The sequence below is a fragment of the Rhizobium sp. BK661 genome (assembly GCF_024808825.1).
In the GTDB taxonomy this organism is placed as follows: domain Bacteria; phylum Pseudomonadota; class Alphaproteobacteria; order Rhizobiales; family Rhizobiaceae; genus Rhizobium.
Map to the genome: position 1 here is coordinate 14,979 of NZ_JANTYT010000008.1, position 16,773 is coordinate 31,751.

Below are 16,773 nucleotides of genomic sequence, written 5' to 3' on the forward strand. Positions count from 1 at the left end.
TGCCAACACAAAATAAGACCCCTGCCGCGGCCTCGAATTGCTCCTAGGCAGTGCGGCCGCTGATTGTCGGCGCCCAGGATCACGCACGTCTGCCACGGCTGTGATGGTCATCCTAATTAGTGAAGGAACCTTGGACCGGAGAGATTGTCCTGAGGCCGCCGTGCCAGGCGATCGTCTTGGCATCTTATCTTCATCGCGTTCTGACACGACGGCGGTGCCAGGTGTAGGCTTTGGCCGCTCTAGAGGTGTTGGACGGGTGCTTGATCTGCTGTTGTGCGATTCGTCGAGCTCTTGATCGAAGGAACGAGCTTCTTATCTCCTTCGGCCCTGCTTCTCGAACCCGACGGGCGACAGCATCCCGTTTCTGACGTGCTTGCGTTTCGGATTGTCGAACATCTCGATGTAAACGAACACGTCCTGGCGGCCCTCATCGCGTGGACGGTAGAGCCTGCGGCGATCCGGTCATAGGCGATGGAAACGTTCACCCCCAAATAAAAACGAAGGTCGCAAAGCTCTCCTTTTTTAAACTTCGCGCCGGATAATCCGCGTCACCAGCATGGGTTAAGTCGACGCTGACGGACGCGCAGTGCCTCCCTCTGGAGGCGCAGCGTGATCATCTGCTCTTCTCCCGGAAATTCAAATGGGAATTAGACCTTATCCCAGTGAACAGCGGCCCGCGTATGCAATCGGCAAGTTGCAATTCTCATTGCGGGCAAAGCGTTCGAAACTGCAGCGCCCGGATACGCGGGCGGTTAGACAACCGCGGCTGCCATCTCTCACTGACCTGCTCCTGAAGGCAGCAGAACTGCGCCGCCGATGCTGGTGCTCTAAGCCGTCTGTGAACGAAAGACCCTGCGGCACGAGGACCGGCTACAACTCGCAGTGACGATCCTTAATATCTCATCGCGCAGTCCCTGCGCCGGCACCCTAAGTCCGGCCACAACGAGTAGGTGCTATTCAGTAAGAAATCTGTCCGTTCCTGATTTCGGTCCCATTGGAGGAGAGTTCCTCCCTCAGGACCTCTCTGGCCTCTGGGCTAATGACCGCGACTGGGGCCGCTACGGCGAGACGCGCCGCCGAGCCCGCAAAATTTGCGGCCGTTACCCCGATCTGGTCCGCGACGCTTACCATTCCGCCATCCAGGCTCTGCCCCGCGAGTCGCCGCCCAAGCAGGCGCACGATCTCCGGACTGTCGGCGAAGGCATTGTGGCCGAGCGGATCGTTCGTGGCGATGGCGCTGGTGTCGATGACGGAAACGCCGAGGTCGTCGAGAAGAGGTGCGTAGGGTCTGAGATCGGACCCGCCGAGACGTTTGACCCCGCCCGAAAGCCAGCCCGAGACTTCCAGCGCCTTGTCGTGTTTCGATGTAAGGATCGCAAAGTGCGGCCGCTTCGGCCCCATCTCCGTGAACTGACGGCGAAACACGTCGATGTCGATGTCCGGCGATGCAAGAATGACGTTCTTCACCTTCGCCGGGATCGATTTCTCGCGCATGGCGACGCCGCGCAGGGCCTCCGCCGCCAGCCAGCCGCCCATCGAGTGGGCGAGGATTGTCACATCCGAGACGTCTGGACTTTTCACCGCCTGGAGGATCAGATCCTCGAGGGCGCGGCGCGAGTAGTTGGCGCTCTCCTTGTCATAGAGGTAGTCGAAGACCCGTCCCCTTGACGGCCAGGTGAAGAGGATCGGCGCGGCATCGGTTCCCGAGTCATGGACGATCTGCGCGAAGCGGAACACAGCGTCGGCATAGGTGTTGTTGAAGCCATGAACAAAAATAATGACTTGATGCTTCTTGTTGCGATTCCGCCGGTACCAGTCCAAGGCCTTACCTTCGGATTCCACCTTGTCGACCTGGGTGACCGCGAAGTCATTTTGCGGGTTGGGCGGCATGCGCGACGGCCACTGCACCGCTCCGATCTTGCGGTTCCGATCGGGCGGGATGGACACAGCGACGCTATTCAGCGAGATCGCCGTCCCGCGGTCCCCGGAATAGAGCTTGCCGGGATCCTCCGAACTCTTTCTCGTCGTGGCGACAAGCATGGTGACCCGAGTGGTTCCGACCGGGGCGACGGCGAGCGGCCGCAGAACGTCCTGAGCCCGGCTGGCGCAACCTGATGTGGCAACGGATAGGGCCACGAGGACCGGGACGGCTTTGCACGCGCAACGAACGGTCGCGATCGTCGCGGTGCGGCGGTATCCCTGGGCAACGCGCCCAGGGTGAGAGAGCGTTCCTGTCATGTCAGTTCTGCTCAACTTCGCGCGGGATACGGAACCAGGTGACGTAGAGGGCCGGCAGGAAAAGAAGCGTCAGCGCCGTGCCCACGACGATCCCGCCCATCATCGCGTAGGCCATTGGTCCCCAGAAGATTTCGTGCGAGATCGGAATCAGGGCGAGCGTCGCAGCCGCCGCGGTGAGCATGATCGGTCGCATGCGATGCTCGGTCGCCTCCACCACAGCCTTCCATGGCGACATTCCCTCCGCTCGCAACTCCTCGATCTGCACAATAAGAATGACGGAGTTGCGGATGAGGATTCCGACGAGCGCAAGGACTCCGAGCAGGGCGACGAATCCGAGTGGCGAGTTGCTGGCGAGCAGCGCCACGACGACGCCGATGAGGGCCAGCGGCGCCACCGAGAAGACCAGCAACAGCCTGTGGAAGCTCTGGAGTTGGATCATCAGCAGCGTCGCCATGATGACGAACATGGCAGGCGCCACCTTGGCGATCGGTCCCTGGGATTTGGCGCTTTCCTCGACTGCGCCGCCGACCTGGACCGAATACCCGGCCGGCAACGTCTTTTCGAAGGCCGCGACCTTTTCGGAGAGCGCCTTCACGACCGTCGCCGGCTGCGTCGCGTCGCCGATCCCGGCCTTGATGGTGATGGTCGGAACTCTATCGCGTCGCCAGATCGTCGGCTGTTCGAGCTCGTAGTGGAAGGTCGCCACCGAGGACAGCGGCACGGCCTGGCCGCTGCTGCTCTGCAGTTGCAGGTCAAGCAAGGTATCGATCGAGCCCCTCTCTTTTTCCGCGGCACGGCCGATGACGTCGACCAGGTAGATGTCGTCGCGGACCTGCGTCAGCGCGCTTCCCTGGACGACGGTGTTGAGCGCCGTCGCAATATCCTGGGACGAGACGCCAAGCTGTCGGGCCTTGTCCTGCAACACGTCTATCTTCACGACGCGGGCTGGTTCGTTCCAATTGAAGGCAAGGTTCCTAAGCGAGGGATGGGTACCGACGATCGTCCCCAGCTTCTGTGCCAGGTCGCGCACCGTCTGCAGGTTCTCGCCGGACACCCTATACTGGATCGGCTTGCCAACCGGAGGGCCGATGTCGAGAAGCTTCACGTAGGCGTCCGTTCCCGGAAATGTCTTCTGAAGATAAGTTTCCATCTGCTGCTTCAACTTGTCCCTGACGTCCAGCCCCTTGGTGACGATGATGGTCTGGCCGATGGACACGTCGGCCGGCTGCACGTCGAACGAAAGAAGGAACCGCGGCGCGCCCCGTCCCACGTATGTCGACCAGTGTTCAACATCAGGGTTACCGGCCAGCACCTCATGTTCGAACTGGGCCATCTGGCGGCTTGTCTCGGCGATCGAACTGTTCTGCGGCAGGCTCCAGTCGACGATCAGTTCCGGACGGTCGGAGCTTGGGAAGAACTGCTGCTGCACCATCGATAGACCGACGACCGAACCAGCGAAGAGCAATACGGTCGCGACGATGGTGATCCAGCGCCAGCGCAGGCAGAACTGCAGAAGGCTTGAAAACGCCTTCGCAAAGCGGCCCTTATGCTCGGCATGCTTCTTTATCGTCTTCGGCAGGATGGTCACGCCGATCAGAGGTGTGAACAAAACCGCGACCACCCATGAAACCACCAGCGAAACGGCGATGACGACGAAAAGCGTGAACGTGAACTCGCCCGCGCTGCTCTTGTTGAAAGCGACAGGAATGAAGCCCGCTACGGTGACCAGCGTGCCCGTCAGCATCGGAAACGCCGTGGACGTATAGACGTAGGTCGCAGCGCTTCTGAGGCTGTCGCCCGCCTCCAGCCGCGCGACCATCATCTCGACGGCGATCATGGCGTCGTCGACGAGAAGACCCAGCGCGATGATCAGCGCTCCGAGCGAGATGCGCTGCAGCGAGATGCCCGTGTAGAGCATCACCAGGAAGGTGATGGCGAGCACGAGCGGGATTGCGACCGCCACCACCATGCCCGCTCTCATCCCGAGGCTGATGAAGCTGATCGCCAGCACGATCGTGACGGCTTCGAACAGGGCCTTGGTGAAGCCGCCGACCGCCTCCTCGACCACCTTCGGCTGATCGGAGACCTTTTCGACGGAGACGCCGACCGGAAGCTCCTGGATGATGTTGCCCATCGTCTTTTCAAGGGTTTCGCCGAAGGCGAGCAGGTTGCCGCCCGTCTTCATGCCGATCGCGAGGCCGATTGCCGGCTTTCCGTTGAACCGGAAGAGCGACGTCGGCGGATCGACGTAGCCGCGGGTGATGGTGGCGACGTCGGTCAGCGGGAAGAAGCGGTCGTTGACCCGGAGATTAATCCCGCGCAGCGTTTCCTCGGAGATGAACCGCCCGCCGACCCGCAGGGCGACGCGCTCGGGCCCCGTTTCGACGAAGCCGGACTGGGTGACGGCGTTCTGCGCCTGCAGCGTGGCGATGATGGCGGAGCGGTCGATGCCGAGGGCGGCGATCTTGCGGGTGGAGAATTCAAGGTAGATCACCTCGTCCTGCGCACCGACGATGTCGACCTTGCCGACGTCGGGGATCTTGAGAATCTGCGTTCGGGCGCTCTCGGCGTAGTCGCGCAGTTCCCTCTGGGTAAGCCCGCTGTCGCCCATAAAGGCGAAGATATTGCCATACACGTCGCCGAACTGGTCGTCGAAGAAGGGTCCGACAACGCCCTGTGGAAACTCGTGCCTAATGTCATCGACCAGGTTGCGGACGCGCGACCAGGTGGGCTTCACGTCCCTCGCGTTGGTGTCCGCCAGCAGATCGACGAAGACGATCGTTTGACCGGCGGTGGTGATGCTGCGTGTATGTTCGAGGTTGTCGAGTTCCTGCAACTTCTTTTCGATGCGGTCTGTCACCTGCTGCGTCACCTCAGCGGCTGAAGCGCCGGGCCACTGTGCCTGGATCACCATCGTCTTGATGGTGAACGAGGGATCCTCCTCGCGACCGAGGGCGAGATAGGCAAAGGCGCCCGCCACCGCGAACATGATCATGAAGTACCAGACGAGAGAGCGATGCTCGAGCGCCCAGTCCGAAAGGTTGAATTTTTTCAAGGGCTTGGCTCCTGTGCGAGTTTCACTTTCTGTCCGTCGACAAGTTCATCGATCCCGGCGACGACGATTTCTTCCCCTTCCCGCAGGCCGGAAAGCACCTGGACGACGCGGCCACCAGCCCGCTTGTCGAGTTGGACCGGTCTGAGCTTGACCGCACCTGTCGACCGGTCTACGACCCAGACGTTTTCGGCGCCATCCTTGTCGCCTATGGCGGAGATCGGCAGGGTGACTGATCCCTTCTTTCCAGCAAGGGGCTTGACAGAAACCACCGTGCCGAGACGGAAGATCTCAGGTGCCTGATCTATAGCGAGCTTGACCCTGTAAGTGCGGGTACTGGGATCAGCCTGAGGCGCGATCTCGCGCACCTTGCCCACTGTCTCCTGCTTGGGGTCGAGTTGGAGCGCGACATCGACGTGGTCGCCCACGCGCCCAGATGAAAGTAGCGCCTCCGGAACGTCGACGACCACGTCGCGCTGCTCGAGGCGTGCCACCTTCAGGACCGGCTGGCCCGCCGACACGGTCTGGCCCATTTCTACGAAGGTGGCGGTGACGACGCCATCGAACTCGGCTCTCAGCTCTGAATAGCCAAGCTGCTCATTCGCCTTGGCAAGGCTCGCCTTTGCTCTCGCAACATTGGCGGTCGCCGACTTGAGCTGCTGTTCGGCAAGATCGTGTTCAGCAATGCTGGCTGCATTGTTCTGGACGAGCCTTCGCTTGCGCGTTTCGGTCGTCGCGGCGTTCTCCAACTGAGCCTGGGCGTTGCGCAGATCGGCTTCCGCGCTCTTGACCGCTAGCTGCAGACTGAGAGGATCGATCTCCGCAAGGACATCGCCCTTGTAGACCAGGTCGCCAACCTCGACCTTGCGAGAAACAATCCGCCCCAGGGTCCGGAACGCCAGATCGGTCTCGATGCGGGCTCGCACGACGCCAGGCAACCCTGCCGCTTGGTCCCGCTCGGCCGTGGCTATTACCGCTTTGACAGGACGAGGTCGCGCCTGCTCTTCTGCGGCGGAGTTTTGATCGCAACCGACAAGCAGGGGAATTGAGAGAAGAATTGAAAGAGAGCTGCATATGCGGACGAGTGTCATCTCACTTGCCTTCCCAGGCGACTGCCTGGCCTTCCTTGAGAAATTTACCGCCTTCGGTGACGATCACGTCTTGCGCCGCCACGCCGCTGGTGACGACGAAATCGTTCTGGCGGTACCGGCCCACCGATATCTTGCGGAGCGAAACCGAGTGGTGTTGGGGATTGACGAGCCACACGGCTGGTTCACCTCCGGCGGAGGCGATCGCGGTATAGGGCAACACAATGCCGTCTCGCTGCGAGGCCCGCAGCTTGCCCACCACCGGGGTCCCCAGCGGCCATCGCACTGCCTCCTGAAGGCCGACCTTGATCCGGATCGTTCCGCCCTTCCCGTCGATCACAGGAGAGACCTCGCGTATGCCAGCGTGCACGTCGTGCGCGGGATCGGACACTGGCGCGACCTCGACGTCGTTCAGCGGTCGGCCGTCGAGGAAGAACGCCTCGAAGACATCGAACACCGCATCTCTCGGACCGTCATGGGCGAGCGTGAAGGCGGACTGTGCGGCTGACACCACCTGCCCCGTCTCGATACCGCGCGCGGTGATGATGCCGTCCGCGGCTGCCCTCAACTCGGTGTAGGACAGAGCGTCCTCGGCGGCCGCAAGGGCGGCCTCGGCCGCCTCGAGAGAAGCCTGTGCGCTCAGCAGTTCTTTCTGGGCGTCGTCGAAGATCGCCCGCGGCACGGCCTGCGATTGTAGCAGGGACTTCGCCCGCTCGAACGCAAGCGTCTTCTGTGCGAGGACGGCCTGCGCGGACTCCAGCGCGGCGCGGGCGACGCTGACGTCGGCCTGCTGTTCGGTGTCGTTCAGCCGCGCAAGGACGTCGCCAGCGTGGACGTGTGACCCGACGTCGACCTTTCTCTCGACAACCCGGCCACTGACGCGAAACGAGAGCTCGGTCTGGACCCGCGCTCTCACCTCGCCGGTGATCTCGGCTCCCGGTTGGTAGCGCGTCTCCGCCGCCACAACGACGCGGACCTGCTGCGGCGGCGGGGCCACTGCCGCTTTCTCGTCGCAGGCAGCCAGAACTGCGCAGGCGACACCAATTCCCAGCAATCGGGAAGACTGCATTGTTTTGCTCCGGTATGGTTTTCGACCAGATTGGCGCCGGCGTTTCACCGCGGGTCCATTCCGATGATGCTGCGGGCCGTCGCCCATGTTGACAGCGCCCACTTAAGGCCTTGAGTGGGCAATGTCAACATCGACTGTTGAAAAAGTTGACAAGCGCAACATAATGCCTCCCGCCACCATTTTAACCCTTGAAGTGCACTGCACTGTGCAATACACAGCGACATGCACCGTGGAGTGCAACGCTGAAATTCAAAGGGTGTAATATGAAAATTTGGACTGCTTCAGGCGCCGTCTTCCTGCCGAGGGGGCCCGCGTTTACGAATGTCATAGGGGTCGTTGGGCTCGGGGCCGCTTTGGTGTGCGCCTCCATATCTGCGGCTTGGGCCGAGGAACCGGCAGGGCCCTTGAAGCCGGCGATCAGTGATGAGGCCGCCATGGCAGTCTCGCAGATGGGCAGGACGCTCATGGCAACAGACCTGGCGACGACGGCACGAACCATTAGGGTCTATCTGGACGAATCCGGACGACCTCTTCACATCTTCCACACGATGAAGATCGCCGCGCACCGTCCCGACCGGATAGCCGTCGAAATTTCTGGCGATGACGGCCAGCAGAGCCTCTACTACGACGGCAAGGCTGCCTCGGCCTTCTTTCCCGGCAGCAAGAAGTACGTGGTGATTCCCGCATCGGGTGACATACCGTCCGCGCTCGACGAGGTAGCGGACAAGCTGGCCGTCGATTTTCCGCTCGGCGCCCTTTTTGCAGCCTCTCCGGAAAAGGTCCTGCTCGACGATGCCATCTCCGCCCGGCAGGTCGGGACGGACAAGGTCGACGACATCGAGTGCAGGCATCTGTTTTTCGCGCAAAGGTCCGGGATCGACCTGGAATTGTGGGTCGAGAACAATAGCGCGGCCACCCCGCATCGACTGGTCGTCACCTATCGGACACTTCCGGGCGAACCCAGTTTCATTTCGGAGTTCACGAGCTGGAAGACCGACGAGCGCCCGTCCGACTCCGACTTTTCCTTTCATCCGCCGGCCGACGCGGAAAAGATCGAACTCAATTCGGCCGCTCCGACACCGGAAGGGGCGAAGTGATGACCCATGTGAAACGGACCTTCGCCGCTCTTCTCGCGATCACGGTCGCGACGTCGGGCGTTGCCTTTGGCCAGTTTGCTCCGCCGCCGGGCGGGCCGCCGCATTTGCCTGCCGGCGGGCCGCCCCGTCCGCCCGTAGGCGCAATGCCGCGCCCGCAGATCGGCGGCACGCCGCCGCGTCCACCGGTGGTCAACCACTCCCGTCCGCCGCTGAGCGCCCAGAGTCGTCCGCCGGCGGACCGCGCATTCCCGACCCGCGCGCCGAATGTCGGCGGCGTAAGGGCGCGCTTGGCGGAAGGCCCTGGCCGAGGAGGGAACAACCTGTCGGGCAACATCCGCAACACGCTGAACTCGGGCGGCAATATCACGGGCAACCGCGCCTTCATGAACTCCGGGGGCAATATTGCCGCAAAGGACTCAGGCAACGTCACCGTGAACAATTCCGGCGATGTCAAAGTCTCTGGTAACGGCAACGGATACTTCGGTCGTGGATACTATGGCCGTGGAGGCGATGGCGGCGGCGGAGATTACGGGAGCGGAGATTATGGGGGCGGAGACTACGGCAGGGGATACTATCGCCGCGCAGCCTACGCCCTCGGCGGATATGCGGTCGGAGTAACCACCGGTGCCGCGGCCGCGTCGTACGGATCCGAATCCGGATCCGGATCCGGAAGCGGAAGCGGAAACACATACAACTATTATCAGTCTGGATCTTCTAACGGTTCCTCTCACTCAACCTCCTCGGGCTCGTCCTCTTCCGGTTCCTCTGGCGGGTCGTCTTCACGTTCTTCCGGCGGAAGTTATTCGAGTTCTTCTGGCGGGACTCATTCGGGTTCTTCTGGCGGGACTTATGCGGGCTCCAGTTCCAACTCGCCCGCTGGCGGTGGGAATGACGGCGCCAATCAGGCAAGCAGCAGCGGCGGCCCCAATCCGCTGATGGTGGGCATGTTCAACAGCCTGCCACCGGATGGCACGGCATGGACCACGGAAGCCGCAGTCGCTTGGCTTCAGGCCACCGCCGCCAATTTGCGGATCGCTTACAATATCCCGGGAAACATCTCGGTCACCGGCGAATATCCGCCGTCTGATTACAACAGCGGCCAGGGCGGGGATTACGGTCAGGGCGGAAAATACAGCGGGCCTGGCGGGAATAACGGCGCACAGGGTGGGATTTACGGCGGACAGGGCGGAAATTAGAGTCCGTTCGAATTACAGAGCTTAGCATGAGGGCCGGTCGAGCGAGGCAACCGGCCCTTGCGATGCACTGGACAGTGCAGTACATTACAAGTGCACTCATTGGTGCAGGGGGATTGGTATGGATAGTCACAGGGGTTCAGACGAGGCCGGCGCAAAAGCCCGGCAGGGCGGGTCGAGGGAGGCCATCATCGACGCGGCCGGGCAGCTATTCCTGGAACGGGGGTTCGGTTCAGTTAGCATGGACGACCTGGCTAAGGCTTCCGGCGTAGCGCGGCGGACGCTCTACAACCAGTTCGCAACGAAGGAGGACATTTTCCGCGAGATGCTCCTCAGGGTTTCGGGAAAGCTCGAAGACGCGTTTCCGTCCGGCATCGAGCCCCACGGCGACGTCGAGCACGTGCTTCGTATCATTGCGCGCATGATTCTGGAGTTGCACAAGCAGCCGGAATACTGTGGGTTTCTTCGGATGGTGGTCGCAGACTCCCGCCAGTTTCCCTGGATTGCCGAGGAGTTCGCCGCGGTGATGGAGCCTCAGACGGAGAGGCTCGTGGAATATCTCGCCCATCAGACTGCGCAGGGCATCCTGGACTGCCGCAATCCGGTGCTTGGGGCGCACCAGTTCATGGGGATGCTGAATGAGCTTTCTCTATGGCCTTGGATGATCGGCCGTGAAAGTCTACCCTTTCCAAATGACGAGGTCGTCGAAGAAACGATCCAGATGTTTCTGCAACGATACCGGCGTCCGCTATCGAAGGCACGCGCCAGCCGTGGCGCTAGGTAGCGAGTTCGACTGCCGCGGTGCACGCCTGTTCGTTTCACGAGAGGGGCGTGGTGGTTCGCGGCTGCGTTGAATATGTGGGTATTGTCAGGTGTGGACGCCCTCCACAGCGGCTCCGGTGTTTGACGTCGACAAGATTCGACGCTGCAATTGGAAGTTCGACACTGGTCCGACCTTCGATTTTCATGACCGAGCGTCGCACCCACAAAGACGCTGCGTTCTGCGCGAACTCCGCCGTGTCCAGTCAGCCTATGCCGACGCCATCGACTGGCAGTGATCGGACCTTCGAACCGACGATCATTTTGAGATCCAGACCGGACTCGCGGCGTTTATCGCTTCCAGCGTGGCAAAGTGAAGGATTCAGGCGTCTGCGGCGCCCAAAGCATGCGGCTTATGACCAACTTACGTCGATGGTGTTCGCGTGGCCGCATCGGAGCGTCTTTGGCGAGCGTCGGCATGGAATGCAGCATCATCGTTCGTGATGTTCCCGGCCGATCTTACCGGCACTCCGTCCCAAAATCGAGCGACCTCCGACGTTGCCTGTAATGTAGTCCCACCTCAATTAGCCTTCAGAATGGCCGAATTTTCCTCTCTTAAGTGGCACTGCGCTTTGATCAGCCTTGTATTGCACTGCACCGTGCAGTATATAAATTCTGCACTGCCTAGTGCAACAAGAGAGAGATTCGCATGAGAGTTTGCAATGGTTCAGATAGGACCGTCCTTGACGACGGTCGCCAAGCGGTCGGCTTGGGTCTTGGGTTTTCTGGCGAATTCCTGCCGCGTTGGCCGACGCTGGCGAACGTGGTTCTCGGGCACACCGTTCAAGGAGGTTCGCTCGGTTTTTTTGTGGGATTTGCCGGGCTGCCGGCAGTGCGAGCAGAGGAGGCTGTTCCGCCGTCCAATACGAAGCTGAAGCGGCTGCTGGCGGAGACCATGCTCGACAATGCTGCTTTGAATGAACCTTCAACCACTTCCTCCGCCCAAGACAGGGATAAGTTATCAAGAAAGGTAGAGCAGTGATTGCGCTTAGATTGGCCTCCTCGCTCATCGCAATCGTCACAATTACAGGCTTTGCCCTTCTCGAGCGCATCGAAGCGAACCGCGGCGTCACAACTCTCCGCGTGTTTTGAACGGATGGGGCGCTTGCGGCCGCGCTGGTCTTGCCCTCCAGCCGATCGGGTTCGCGGCCTCACTTGCGCTGAGCCCGCCTACAAGAACTGCCCATCGGGATGCATGTAGCGCCGACCCGTTCCAAGCGCCATTGGCGGCCAGCCGCTACGCGGAGACTACTCGTCGTTCGCTTCCAATCGCTGTTGCATAGCGCGCGTCAGGACCTCGAACATAGCCGCAGTCGACCATCCGAAAAGCAGGACTCCGTTCATTGCAGTTATCGGGCCAAGCAGGCGCCAGCCCTCGACGGGCAGCACGTCGCCGTAGCCGAGCGTCGTGTAGTTGACGAACGCGAAGTAGAGGTCGTCGGCACCGGGCGGTGCGACGTCAAACAAGGCATACGTCGCCGCCCACAACGTCACCTCCGCGGCATGCGCGATCATGAGAACAGAGACCGTAGCGATCATGACGCCGGCGAGCCACACCTGGGGAAGCTGATGCCGCCATCTGAGCGCGCGATCCACGGTCGCCACCAAGGGCATCATGATGACTGCATGAATGGCGATGTTGCCAAGGCTGACAATGCCGGCCAAAAGGAACTGCGTCAGTACCATCTCATCTACCTCAACGAGTCCCGGACTTTTTTAGTGGAGGAGCTTCACTCGCTCGTCTCAATCTGGCCTGGAGGGCGCCCTGCCGTTACCGCACAGCGTCAGGACGCAGGTCCGGGAGACATTCGAAAACACACCTAGCCGCCGTTCCTACAATGGGGTGTGCCAGGTGACCTCCTCCGTCGTCCGATCATTGAACAGGCGGCCACTGCGCCGCCAATTCCATTCTGCAGACCTCGCCGAAGTCAGAAAGAAAGTTCATCGCGCCGGAACGCGCGAGATCGGCGATCTCGTGAAGCGATAGATTCGGTGCAAGGTAGGCTTCGATGATATGGTCCATCGTGCGTTCGGCTGCATCCACAATCGGCCGAGAGCAGATCAGGCGCATCTGGGCGACCAACGCATACAGGAGCACCAGGTCGGACACGTCGTCCTTCTGGTGGCTTAGCGCATCTCCGTAAAGCCTCGTCGCCTCGCCAATGAAATCTGAAAAGAGCTTCTCTCGCTTGGCGATCTCCACCTCGCGATACCTTTCCCTCACCTGCGACCGCTGCGTGATCCAGGTGGTGGCGAACGAGGCGAGACTGCCCATCGCCACGCCGGCGAGCCCCATCAGGGCGGAGATATACGCGTTCAAAACCCTCTCCTGCGAAAACGAGCTAGCGCACCGCACGTGGCGGCTATGACAAGTATCGAGCGCTTGGCGGGCACGGCCGAAACTGGCCGCCACCGCCAAGCCGTGCGACAGCGGCCAGCCTGCATTCGACGGCACCGACAATGGTGCCTTCGGTGGGCAGGCAATCGACCTTACTGCATGAACCAGCCATGGCTCACGACCAGCGATTGACCGGTCACGGCGTTCGACCTGGCCGCCGCAAAATAGAGAACGGCGTCCGCCACGTCGTCGGTGCTGGTGAACTCGCCGTCGACGGTGTCCTTGAGCATCACCGTCCTGACCACCTGCTCCTCGCTGAGGCCGAGTTCCCGAGCCTGCTCGGGGATCTGCTTGTCGACGAGCGGCGTGCGCACGAATCCTGGGCAGACTACGTTGGCCGTGACGTTGTGCTCGGCCCCCTCCTTCGCCAAGACCTTGGCCAGACCGATCAGTCCGTGCTTTGCGGTGACGTAGGGCGCCTTCAGCTTCGAGGCTTCCTTGGAATGCACGGAGCCCATGTAGATCACCCGCCCGTAATTGGCGGCATACATGTGTCTGAGGCAGGCGCGAGTGGTCAGGAAAGCGCCGTCGAGATGGATCGAAAGCAGCTTTCGCCAGTCGGCAAACGGAAAGTCGACCAGAGGCTTGACGATCTGGATGCCGGCGTTGCTGACCAGCACATCGATCCTGCCGAACGTGGCGACAACCTCGCCGACGGCCTTTTCCACCTGCGCCTCGTCGGCGACGTTCATCGTCACGGCGAAGGCGTCACCGCCCTTCTCCTTGATCTCGGCGGCCGCCGCATTCGCGGCGTCGAGATTGAGGTCGGCGATCACGGGAATGCCGCCTTCGGCCGCGAAGCGGAGCGCGATCTCCTTGCCGATGCCGCTCGCGGCGCCGGTGACAATCGCCACTCTTCCATCAAATCGAGACATGGGTAGTTCCTTTCAATTGCAGGAGATCAGTCGTTTTGCAGGTAGTCGAACACGACCTCGCCGAGACCGAGCGTCAGGTCGGCGATATAGTGGCTGGCCGAGGTGACCTCGCGCACCGGTAGCCGCGCGACGTCACACATCGCATGCTCGAACAGTTGCAGGGCGGCAGGACCGGCCCATGCGCCCTTCAGCGTCACGTCCTCGAGATGGTAACGCACGAGTTCGCAAATCCGGGGCGAACCGTCGACATTTGGGATGATCTTCAACATGAAGGCGGGCCTCGCCATCGCCTTGGCCAGCGGCTCGAGGGGGAGCTCGCGATGCTTGTACCCCATGGTCGCCGTTACGCACAAAACCGAGCCGTAGTGGAGCGTCCCGACCAGCGTCTCCTGTTCGTGCGTAAGCTTCGGCGTCGCCAGTTTCTTCGGAAAACCCCAGATCTCGCGGCCGCCGGCGATCGGCGAGTTGTCATCCAGATACATGGCATGCACGTAGCTGCCTTCCTGCACCCTGCCCGACGGCGTCGTGAAGCGCACCGGAATCACCTGACCGGTTTCGGTATAGTCGCCGAACCCCGTTGAATCCGGCATGCGGATGAACTCGTAGGCAACAGTGTCGCCGATCACGTCCAGCGGCTCCGGCACGACGGCGCGCAGGGCTTCCGGATCGGTGCGGTAGTTGATGACGACGAACTCCCGATTATAGAACTTATAGGGCGGCCGGGGATAGGCCGGATTGTTGAGCGGCATCGCGAAGGCGTTCTCGCGGACTGCGGCGATCTTCATGGTCGTGCTCTTCTCTCTGGTGAGTTGTCAGTCGAAGTCGAAAATGGCCACGCCGTCGGGCGTGGCGGGCCGCTGCAGCACCTCGGGGTGGCGCAGTGTACGGAGGGCGTCGTTGTAGCCGGAGGCCCAGTGCTCCTCCATGGTCAGGCGCGAGAACTCGTAGTCCTTGGAGCTGGCTTCGTAGTTCTTCGCGCGGTACACGAGTTGGACGATGTTGTAGACCTTCTCGTCCGCCTGCTCGAGGAGAAGCTTGATCTCGGGATCGGCTTGCATCAGAGCGTCCTGGGGAACGAGTTCCACGAGATGGCCGAGAGCGCGGCGCAGCCGCTGCTGCGACTTGAAATGATCGGTCGCAGCGCGCGTGCGGCTCGAGAAGCGGATATCCTTCTGCCGTAGTTCGATACCGAGGAGGTCGCGCGGGAACTCACCCCGCGCACTCCATAGGTCGACCTGAAAGGCCAGCGTGTCCTCGCGCGGCGAGTTGTCGAGGACCCACTGCAGCGGCGTGTTGGATATGAGGCCGCCGTCCCAGTAATACTCGCCATCGATCCTTGTCGCCGGGAAGCCAGGCGGCAGGGAGCCGCTCGCCATGACGTGTTCGGGACGGATGGTGTGGGTCGTGGTGTCGAAATATTCGAAGTTGCCGGTGCGCACGTTGACCGCACCGGCGCTAAACCGCATGGCGCCCGAGTTGATCCGGTCGAAATCCACCAGCCGCTCCAGCGTCGCCTTGAGCGGTGCGACATCATAGAAGCTCTCTGCTTCGATGCTGCCGGCGGATGAAAAGAAAGGCGGCACCGGACGGGGCGTGAAGAAGCCCGCCGCGCCGTCCATCAAGGTTGCGAAGGCGTGTGCCTGATTGAGCAGACCGCGCTCGGCGTCACCCTTGAATCCCATCATGCCAAGCATTGCTGAAAACAGAGTGGGAAGCCCTGGAGCCGGGGCCGTTACCGTCTCCCAGAAGCTTCGGAGCGCCTCCACTCGCTTTTCGGGCGGATTGCCCGCGATCAGTGCGCTGTTGATGCCGCCGATCGAGATGCCGGCGACCCAGTCCGGATGGAGACCGGCTTCGGCCAGGGCTTGATAGACGCCGGCCTGGTACGAACCCAGCGCCCCTCCGCCTTGCAGCAACAGAGCGATGCGCTCGAACGGGGGGCGCTCCTTTGTGCGGTGCGTCTTATGTCCGGCGGAATGTTGGAAGTCCATGCAGTTTCACCTCTGTTGCGGGGTCCCGCCGCGAGCGGTCGAGCGGGGCGGCAGTCGATGTTGACGCCGCCCACTTAAAGTTAAGAGTGGACAATGTCAACATCTCTGATGCAAAATGTTGACATGAGCAACTTGACAGGCTAAGTGACGAGCATGACCGAGGTAATCTCCACCAAAGACAACCGGCCTTACCACCACGGCGACCTTCACAGGGCGATCGTGGAGGCTGCACTCGAAGTCCTTAGCGAGTCTCAAAGCACGGAGTTTTCGCTCCGTGAGCTCGCTCGCCGCGCGGGCGTCAGTCACAACGCCCCGTACAAACACTTCGCCGACAAGCGCGAACTGCTCGCGGCCGTATCGGCGGTGGGGTTCGAACTTCTGGCGATGCGCATGGCCGAAGCGACGAAGGAGCTCGACAGCCCGCGCATGAGGCTGGCGGCCATGGCCCGTGCGTACGTCTGCGGCGGCATCAACAATCCGGCCCTCTATAGATTGATGTTTGGCGGATACCTGGCCGGTCAGGATGCCGGACGTCCCGTGATCGAAAGGACTGCCGCTCACAACATGAAAGCCTTGATCGTCGATGCGATTACCGGGGGCGCCCTTGGGCGCCCTATTTCGAACACCGAATCCAATACCCGCACGATCGATGGGGCAATTCTGGTTTTTTGGTCTCAGATGCACGGTCTCACATTGCTGCTGGTAGACCGCCTCGTCGGCCCCAGCGACAAGCTGGAGGGGCTGACCGAGAACGTCCTGCAGGGAATGCTTGACGGACTGGTGAACAGCATCCCCGCAGTGCCGGAAGGCGTTTGGGTTGGGCCTCCGCTAGCGGGGTAGAGCTACGTGGCCGCGATCGTCCCGGCGCCCTAGGCCGCCGCGCCGATGAGGGCCGCCCGCGGGGTCTCTGCGTCGCCGGATGGAAGATACGACTTGCGATCGCCGCCTTCGCC

14 protein-coding genes and 1 pseudogene are annotated in these 16,773 nt (G+C 61.7%); 5 read left to right on the forward strand and 10 right to left on the reverse strand.

What is annotated here, in order from left to right; translation table 11 throughout:
* Positions 1-312: 312 nt before the first annotated feature.
* From FHX16_RS17490 to FHX16_RS17510, 5 genes and pseudogenes are all read right to left on the reverse strand, one after another.
* Positions 313-456 (reverse strand): annotated as a pseudogene (locus tag FHX16_RS17490) (IS3 family transposase); the annotation flags it as partial.
* Positions 457-957: 501 nt separating this feature from the next.
* Positions 958-2,238 (reverse strand): alpha/beta hydrolase, encoded by a 1,281-nt coding sequence (locus FHX16_RS17495; RefSeq protein WP_259129516.1) that lies wholly within the window; start codon positions 2,236-2,238, stop codon positions 958-960.
* 1 nt (position 2,239) lies between these two features.
* Positions 2,240-5,293, reverse strand: a complete 3,054-nt coding sequence (locus FHX16_RS17500; protein ID WP_259129517.1) for an efflux RND transporter permease subunit — start codon at positions 5,291-5,293, stop codon at positions 2,240-2,242.
* Positions 5,290-6,381 (reverse strand): efflux RND transporter periplasmic adaptor subunit, encoded by a 1,092-nt coding sequence (locus FHX16_RS17505; RefSeq protein ID WP_259129518.1) that lies wholly within the window; start codon positions 6,379-6,381, stop codon positions 5,290-5,292. The genes FHX16_RS17500 and FHX16_RS17505 overlap by 4 nt, the downstream gene beginning before the upstream one ends.
* A gap of 1 nt (position 6,382) precedes the next feature.
* Positions 6,383-7,447, reverse strand: coding sequence for an efflux RND transporter periplasmic adaptor subunit (locus FHX16_RS17510; protein WP_259129519.1), 1,065 nt, complete (start codon positions 7,445-7,447; stop codon positions 6,383-6,385).
* A 434-nt stretch (positions 7,448-7,881) separates the two neighbouring features.
* Between FHX16_RS17510 and FHX16_RS17515 the strand changes: the two genes are divergently transcribed.
* The 4 genes from FHX16_RS17515 to FHX16_RS17530 all read left to right on the forward strand — a co-directional run bounded on the left by FHX16_RS17515 (position 7,882) and on the right by FHX16_RS17530 (position 11,538).
* Positions 7,882-8,544, forward strand: coding sequence for a DUF2092 domain-containing protein (locus FHX16_RS17515; protein ID WP_259129520.1), 663 nt, complete (start codon positions 7,882-7,884; stop codon positions 8,542-8,544).
* Entirely contained in the window at positions 8,544-9,740 is a 1,197-nt protein-coding gene (locus FHX16_RS17520) for a hypothetical protein (RefSeq protein ID WP_259129521.1), read from the forward strand. Before FHX16_RS17515 ends, FHX16_RS17520 begins: the two co-directional genes overlap by 1 nt.
* A 118-nt stretch (positions 9,741-9,858) precedes the next feature.
* On the forward strand, positions 9,859-10,521 hold the full coding sequence (locus FHX16_RS17525; RefSeq protein WP_259129523.1) for a TetR/AcrR family transcriptional regulator: 663 nt from the start codon (positions 9,859-9,861) through the stop codon (positions 10,519-10,521).
* A 684-nt stretch (positions 10,522-11,205) separates the two neighbouring features.
* Complete coding sequence (locus tag FHX16_RS17530) at positions 11,206-11,538, forward strand: hypothetical protein (RefSeq protein WP_259129526.1); 333 nt, start codon at positions 11,206-11,208, stop codon at positions 11,536-11,538.
* Positions 11,539-11,804: 266 nt separating this feature from the next.
* On the opposite strand, the gene FHX16_RS17535 is transcribed toward FHX16_RS17530, so the two are convergent.
* The 5 genes from FHX16_RS17535 to FHX16_RS17555 all read right to left on the reverse strand — a co-directional run bounded on the left by FHX16_RS17535 (position 11,805) and on the right by FHX16_RS17555 (position 15,820).
* Positions 11,805-12,242 carry a potassium channel family protein gene (locus FHX16_RS17535; protein ID WP_259129528.1) on the reverse strand — a complete coding sequence of 146 codons (438 nt, stop codon included), beginning with the start codon at positions 12,240-12,242 and terminating at the stop codon, positions 11,805-11,807.
* Between the two features lie 187 nt (positions 12,243-12,429).
* Entirely contained in the window at positions 12,430-12,876 is a 447-nt protein-coding gene (locus FHX16_RS17540; protein WP_259129625.1) for a hypothetical protein, read from the reverse strand.
* A 170-nt stretch (positions 12,877-13,046) separates the two neighbouring features.
* Positions 13,047-13,829: a 3-hydroxybutyrate dehydrogenase gene (locus FHX16_RS17545; RefSeq protein WP_259129531.1), complete on the reverse strand. Its 783-nt coding sequence runs from the start codon at positions 13,827-13,829 to the stop codon at positions 13,047-13,049.
* 26 nt (positions 13,830-13,855) lie between these two features.
* Complete coding sequence (locus tag FHX16_RS17550; protein WP_259129533.1) at positions 13,856-14,614, reverse strand: acetoacetate decarboxylase; 759 nt, start codon at positions 14,612-14,614, stop codon at positions 13,856-13,858.
* A 27-nt stretch (positions 14,615-14,641) separates the two neighbouring features.
* A complete protein-coding gene (locus FHX16_RS17555; RefSeq protein ID WP_259129536.1) occupies positions 14,642-15,820 on the reverse strand; it encodes a patatin-like phospholipase family protein in 1,179 nt (392 codons plus the stop codon).
* Positions 15,821-15,973: 153 nt separating this feature from the next.
* Here FHX16_RS17555 and FHX16_RS17560 point away from each other — a divergent pair, with 153 nt between their 5' ends.
* On the forward strand, positions 15,974-16,660 hold the full coding sequence (locus FHX16_RS17560; RefSeq protein WP_259129537.1) for a TetR/AcrR family transcriptional regulator: 687 nt from the start codon (positions 15,974-15,976) through the stop codon (positions 16,658-16,660).
* Positions 16,661-16,773 lie beyond the last annotated feature (113 nt).

Bases quoted from the DNA above. Each gene is read 5' to 3' on its own strand.
- FHX16_RS17545 (WP_259129531.1), bottom strand. From the start codon at position 13,829: ATGTCTCGATTTGATGGAAGAGTGGCGATTGTCACCGGCGCCGCGAGC.
- FHX16_RS17535 (WP_259129528.1), bottom strand. From the start codon at position 12,242: ATGGTACTGACGCAGTTCCTTTTGGCCGGCATTGTCAGCCTTGGCAAC.
- FHX16_RS17495 (WP_259129516.1), bottom strand. From the start codon at position 2,238: ATGACAGGAACGCTCTCTCACCCTGGGCGCGTTGCCCAGGGATACCGC.
- FHX16_RS17520 (WP_259129521.1), top strand. From the start codon at position 8,544: ATGACCCATGTGAAACGGACCTTCGCCGCTCTTCTCGCGATCACGGTC.
- FHX16_RS17560 (WP_259129537.1), top strand. From the start codon at position 15,974: ATGACCGAGGTAATCTCCACCAAAGACAACCGGCCTTACCACCACGGC.
- FHX16_RS17525 (WP_259129523.1), top strand. From the start codon at position 9,859: ATGGATAGTCACAGGGGTTCAGACGAGGCCGGCGCAAAAGCCCGGCAG.
- FHX16_RS17555 (WP_259129536.1), bottom strand. From the start codon at position 15,820: ATGGACTTCCAACATTCCGCCGGACATAAGACGCACCGCACAAAGGAG.
- FHX16_RS17505 (WP_259129518.1), bottom strand. From the start codon at position 6,381: ATGACACTCGTCCGCATATGCAGCTCTCTTTCAATTCTTCTCTCAATT.
- FHX16_RS17515 (WP_259129520.1), top strand. From the start codon at position 7,882: ATGGCAGTCTCGCAGATGGGCAGGACGCTCATGGCAACAGACCTGGCG.
- FHX16_RS17530 (WP_259129526.1), top strand. From the start codon at position 11,206: ATGAGAGTTTGCAATGGTTCAGATAGGACCGTCCTTGACGACGGTCGC.
- FHX16_RS17550 (WP_259129533.1), bottom strand. From the start codon at position 14,614: ATGAAGATCGCCGCAGTCCGCGAGAACGCCTTCGCGATGCCGCTCAAC.
- FHX16_RS17510 (WP_259129519.1), bottom strand. From the start codon at position 7,447: ATGCAGTCTTCCCGATTGCTGGGAATTGGTGTCGCCTGCGCAGTTCTG.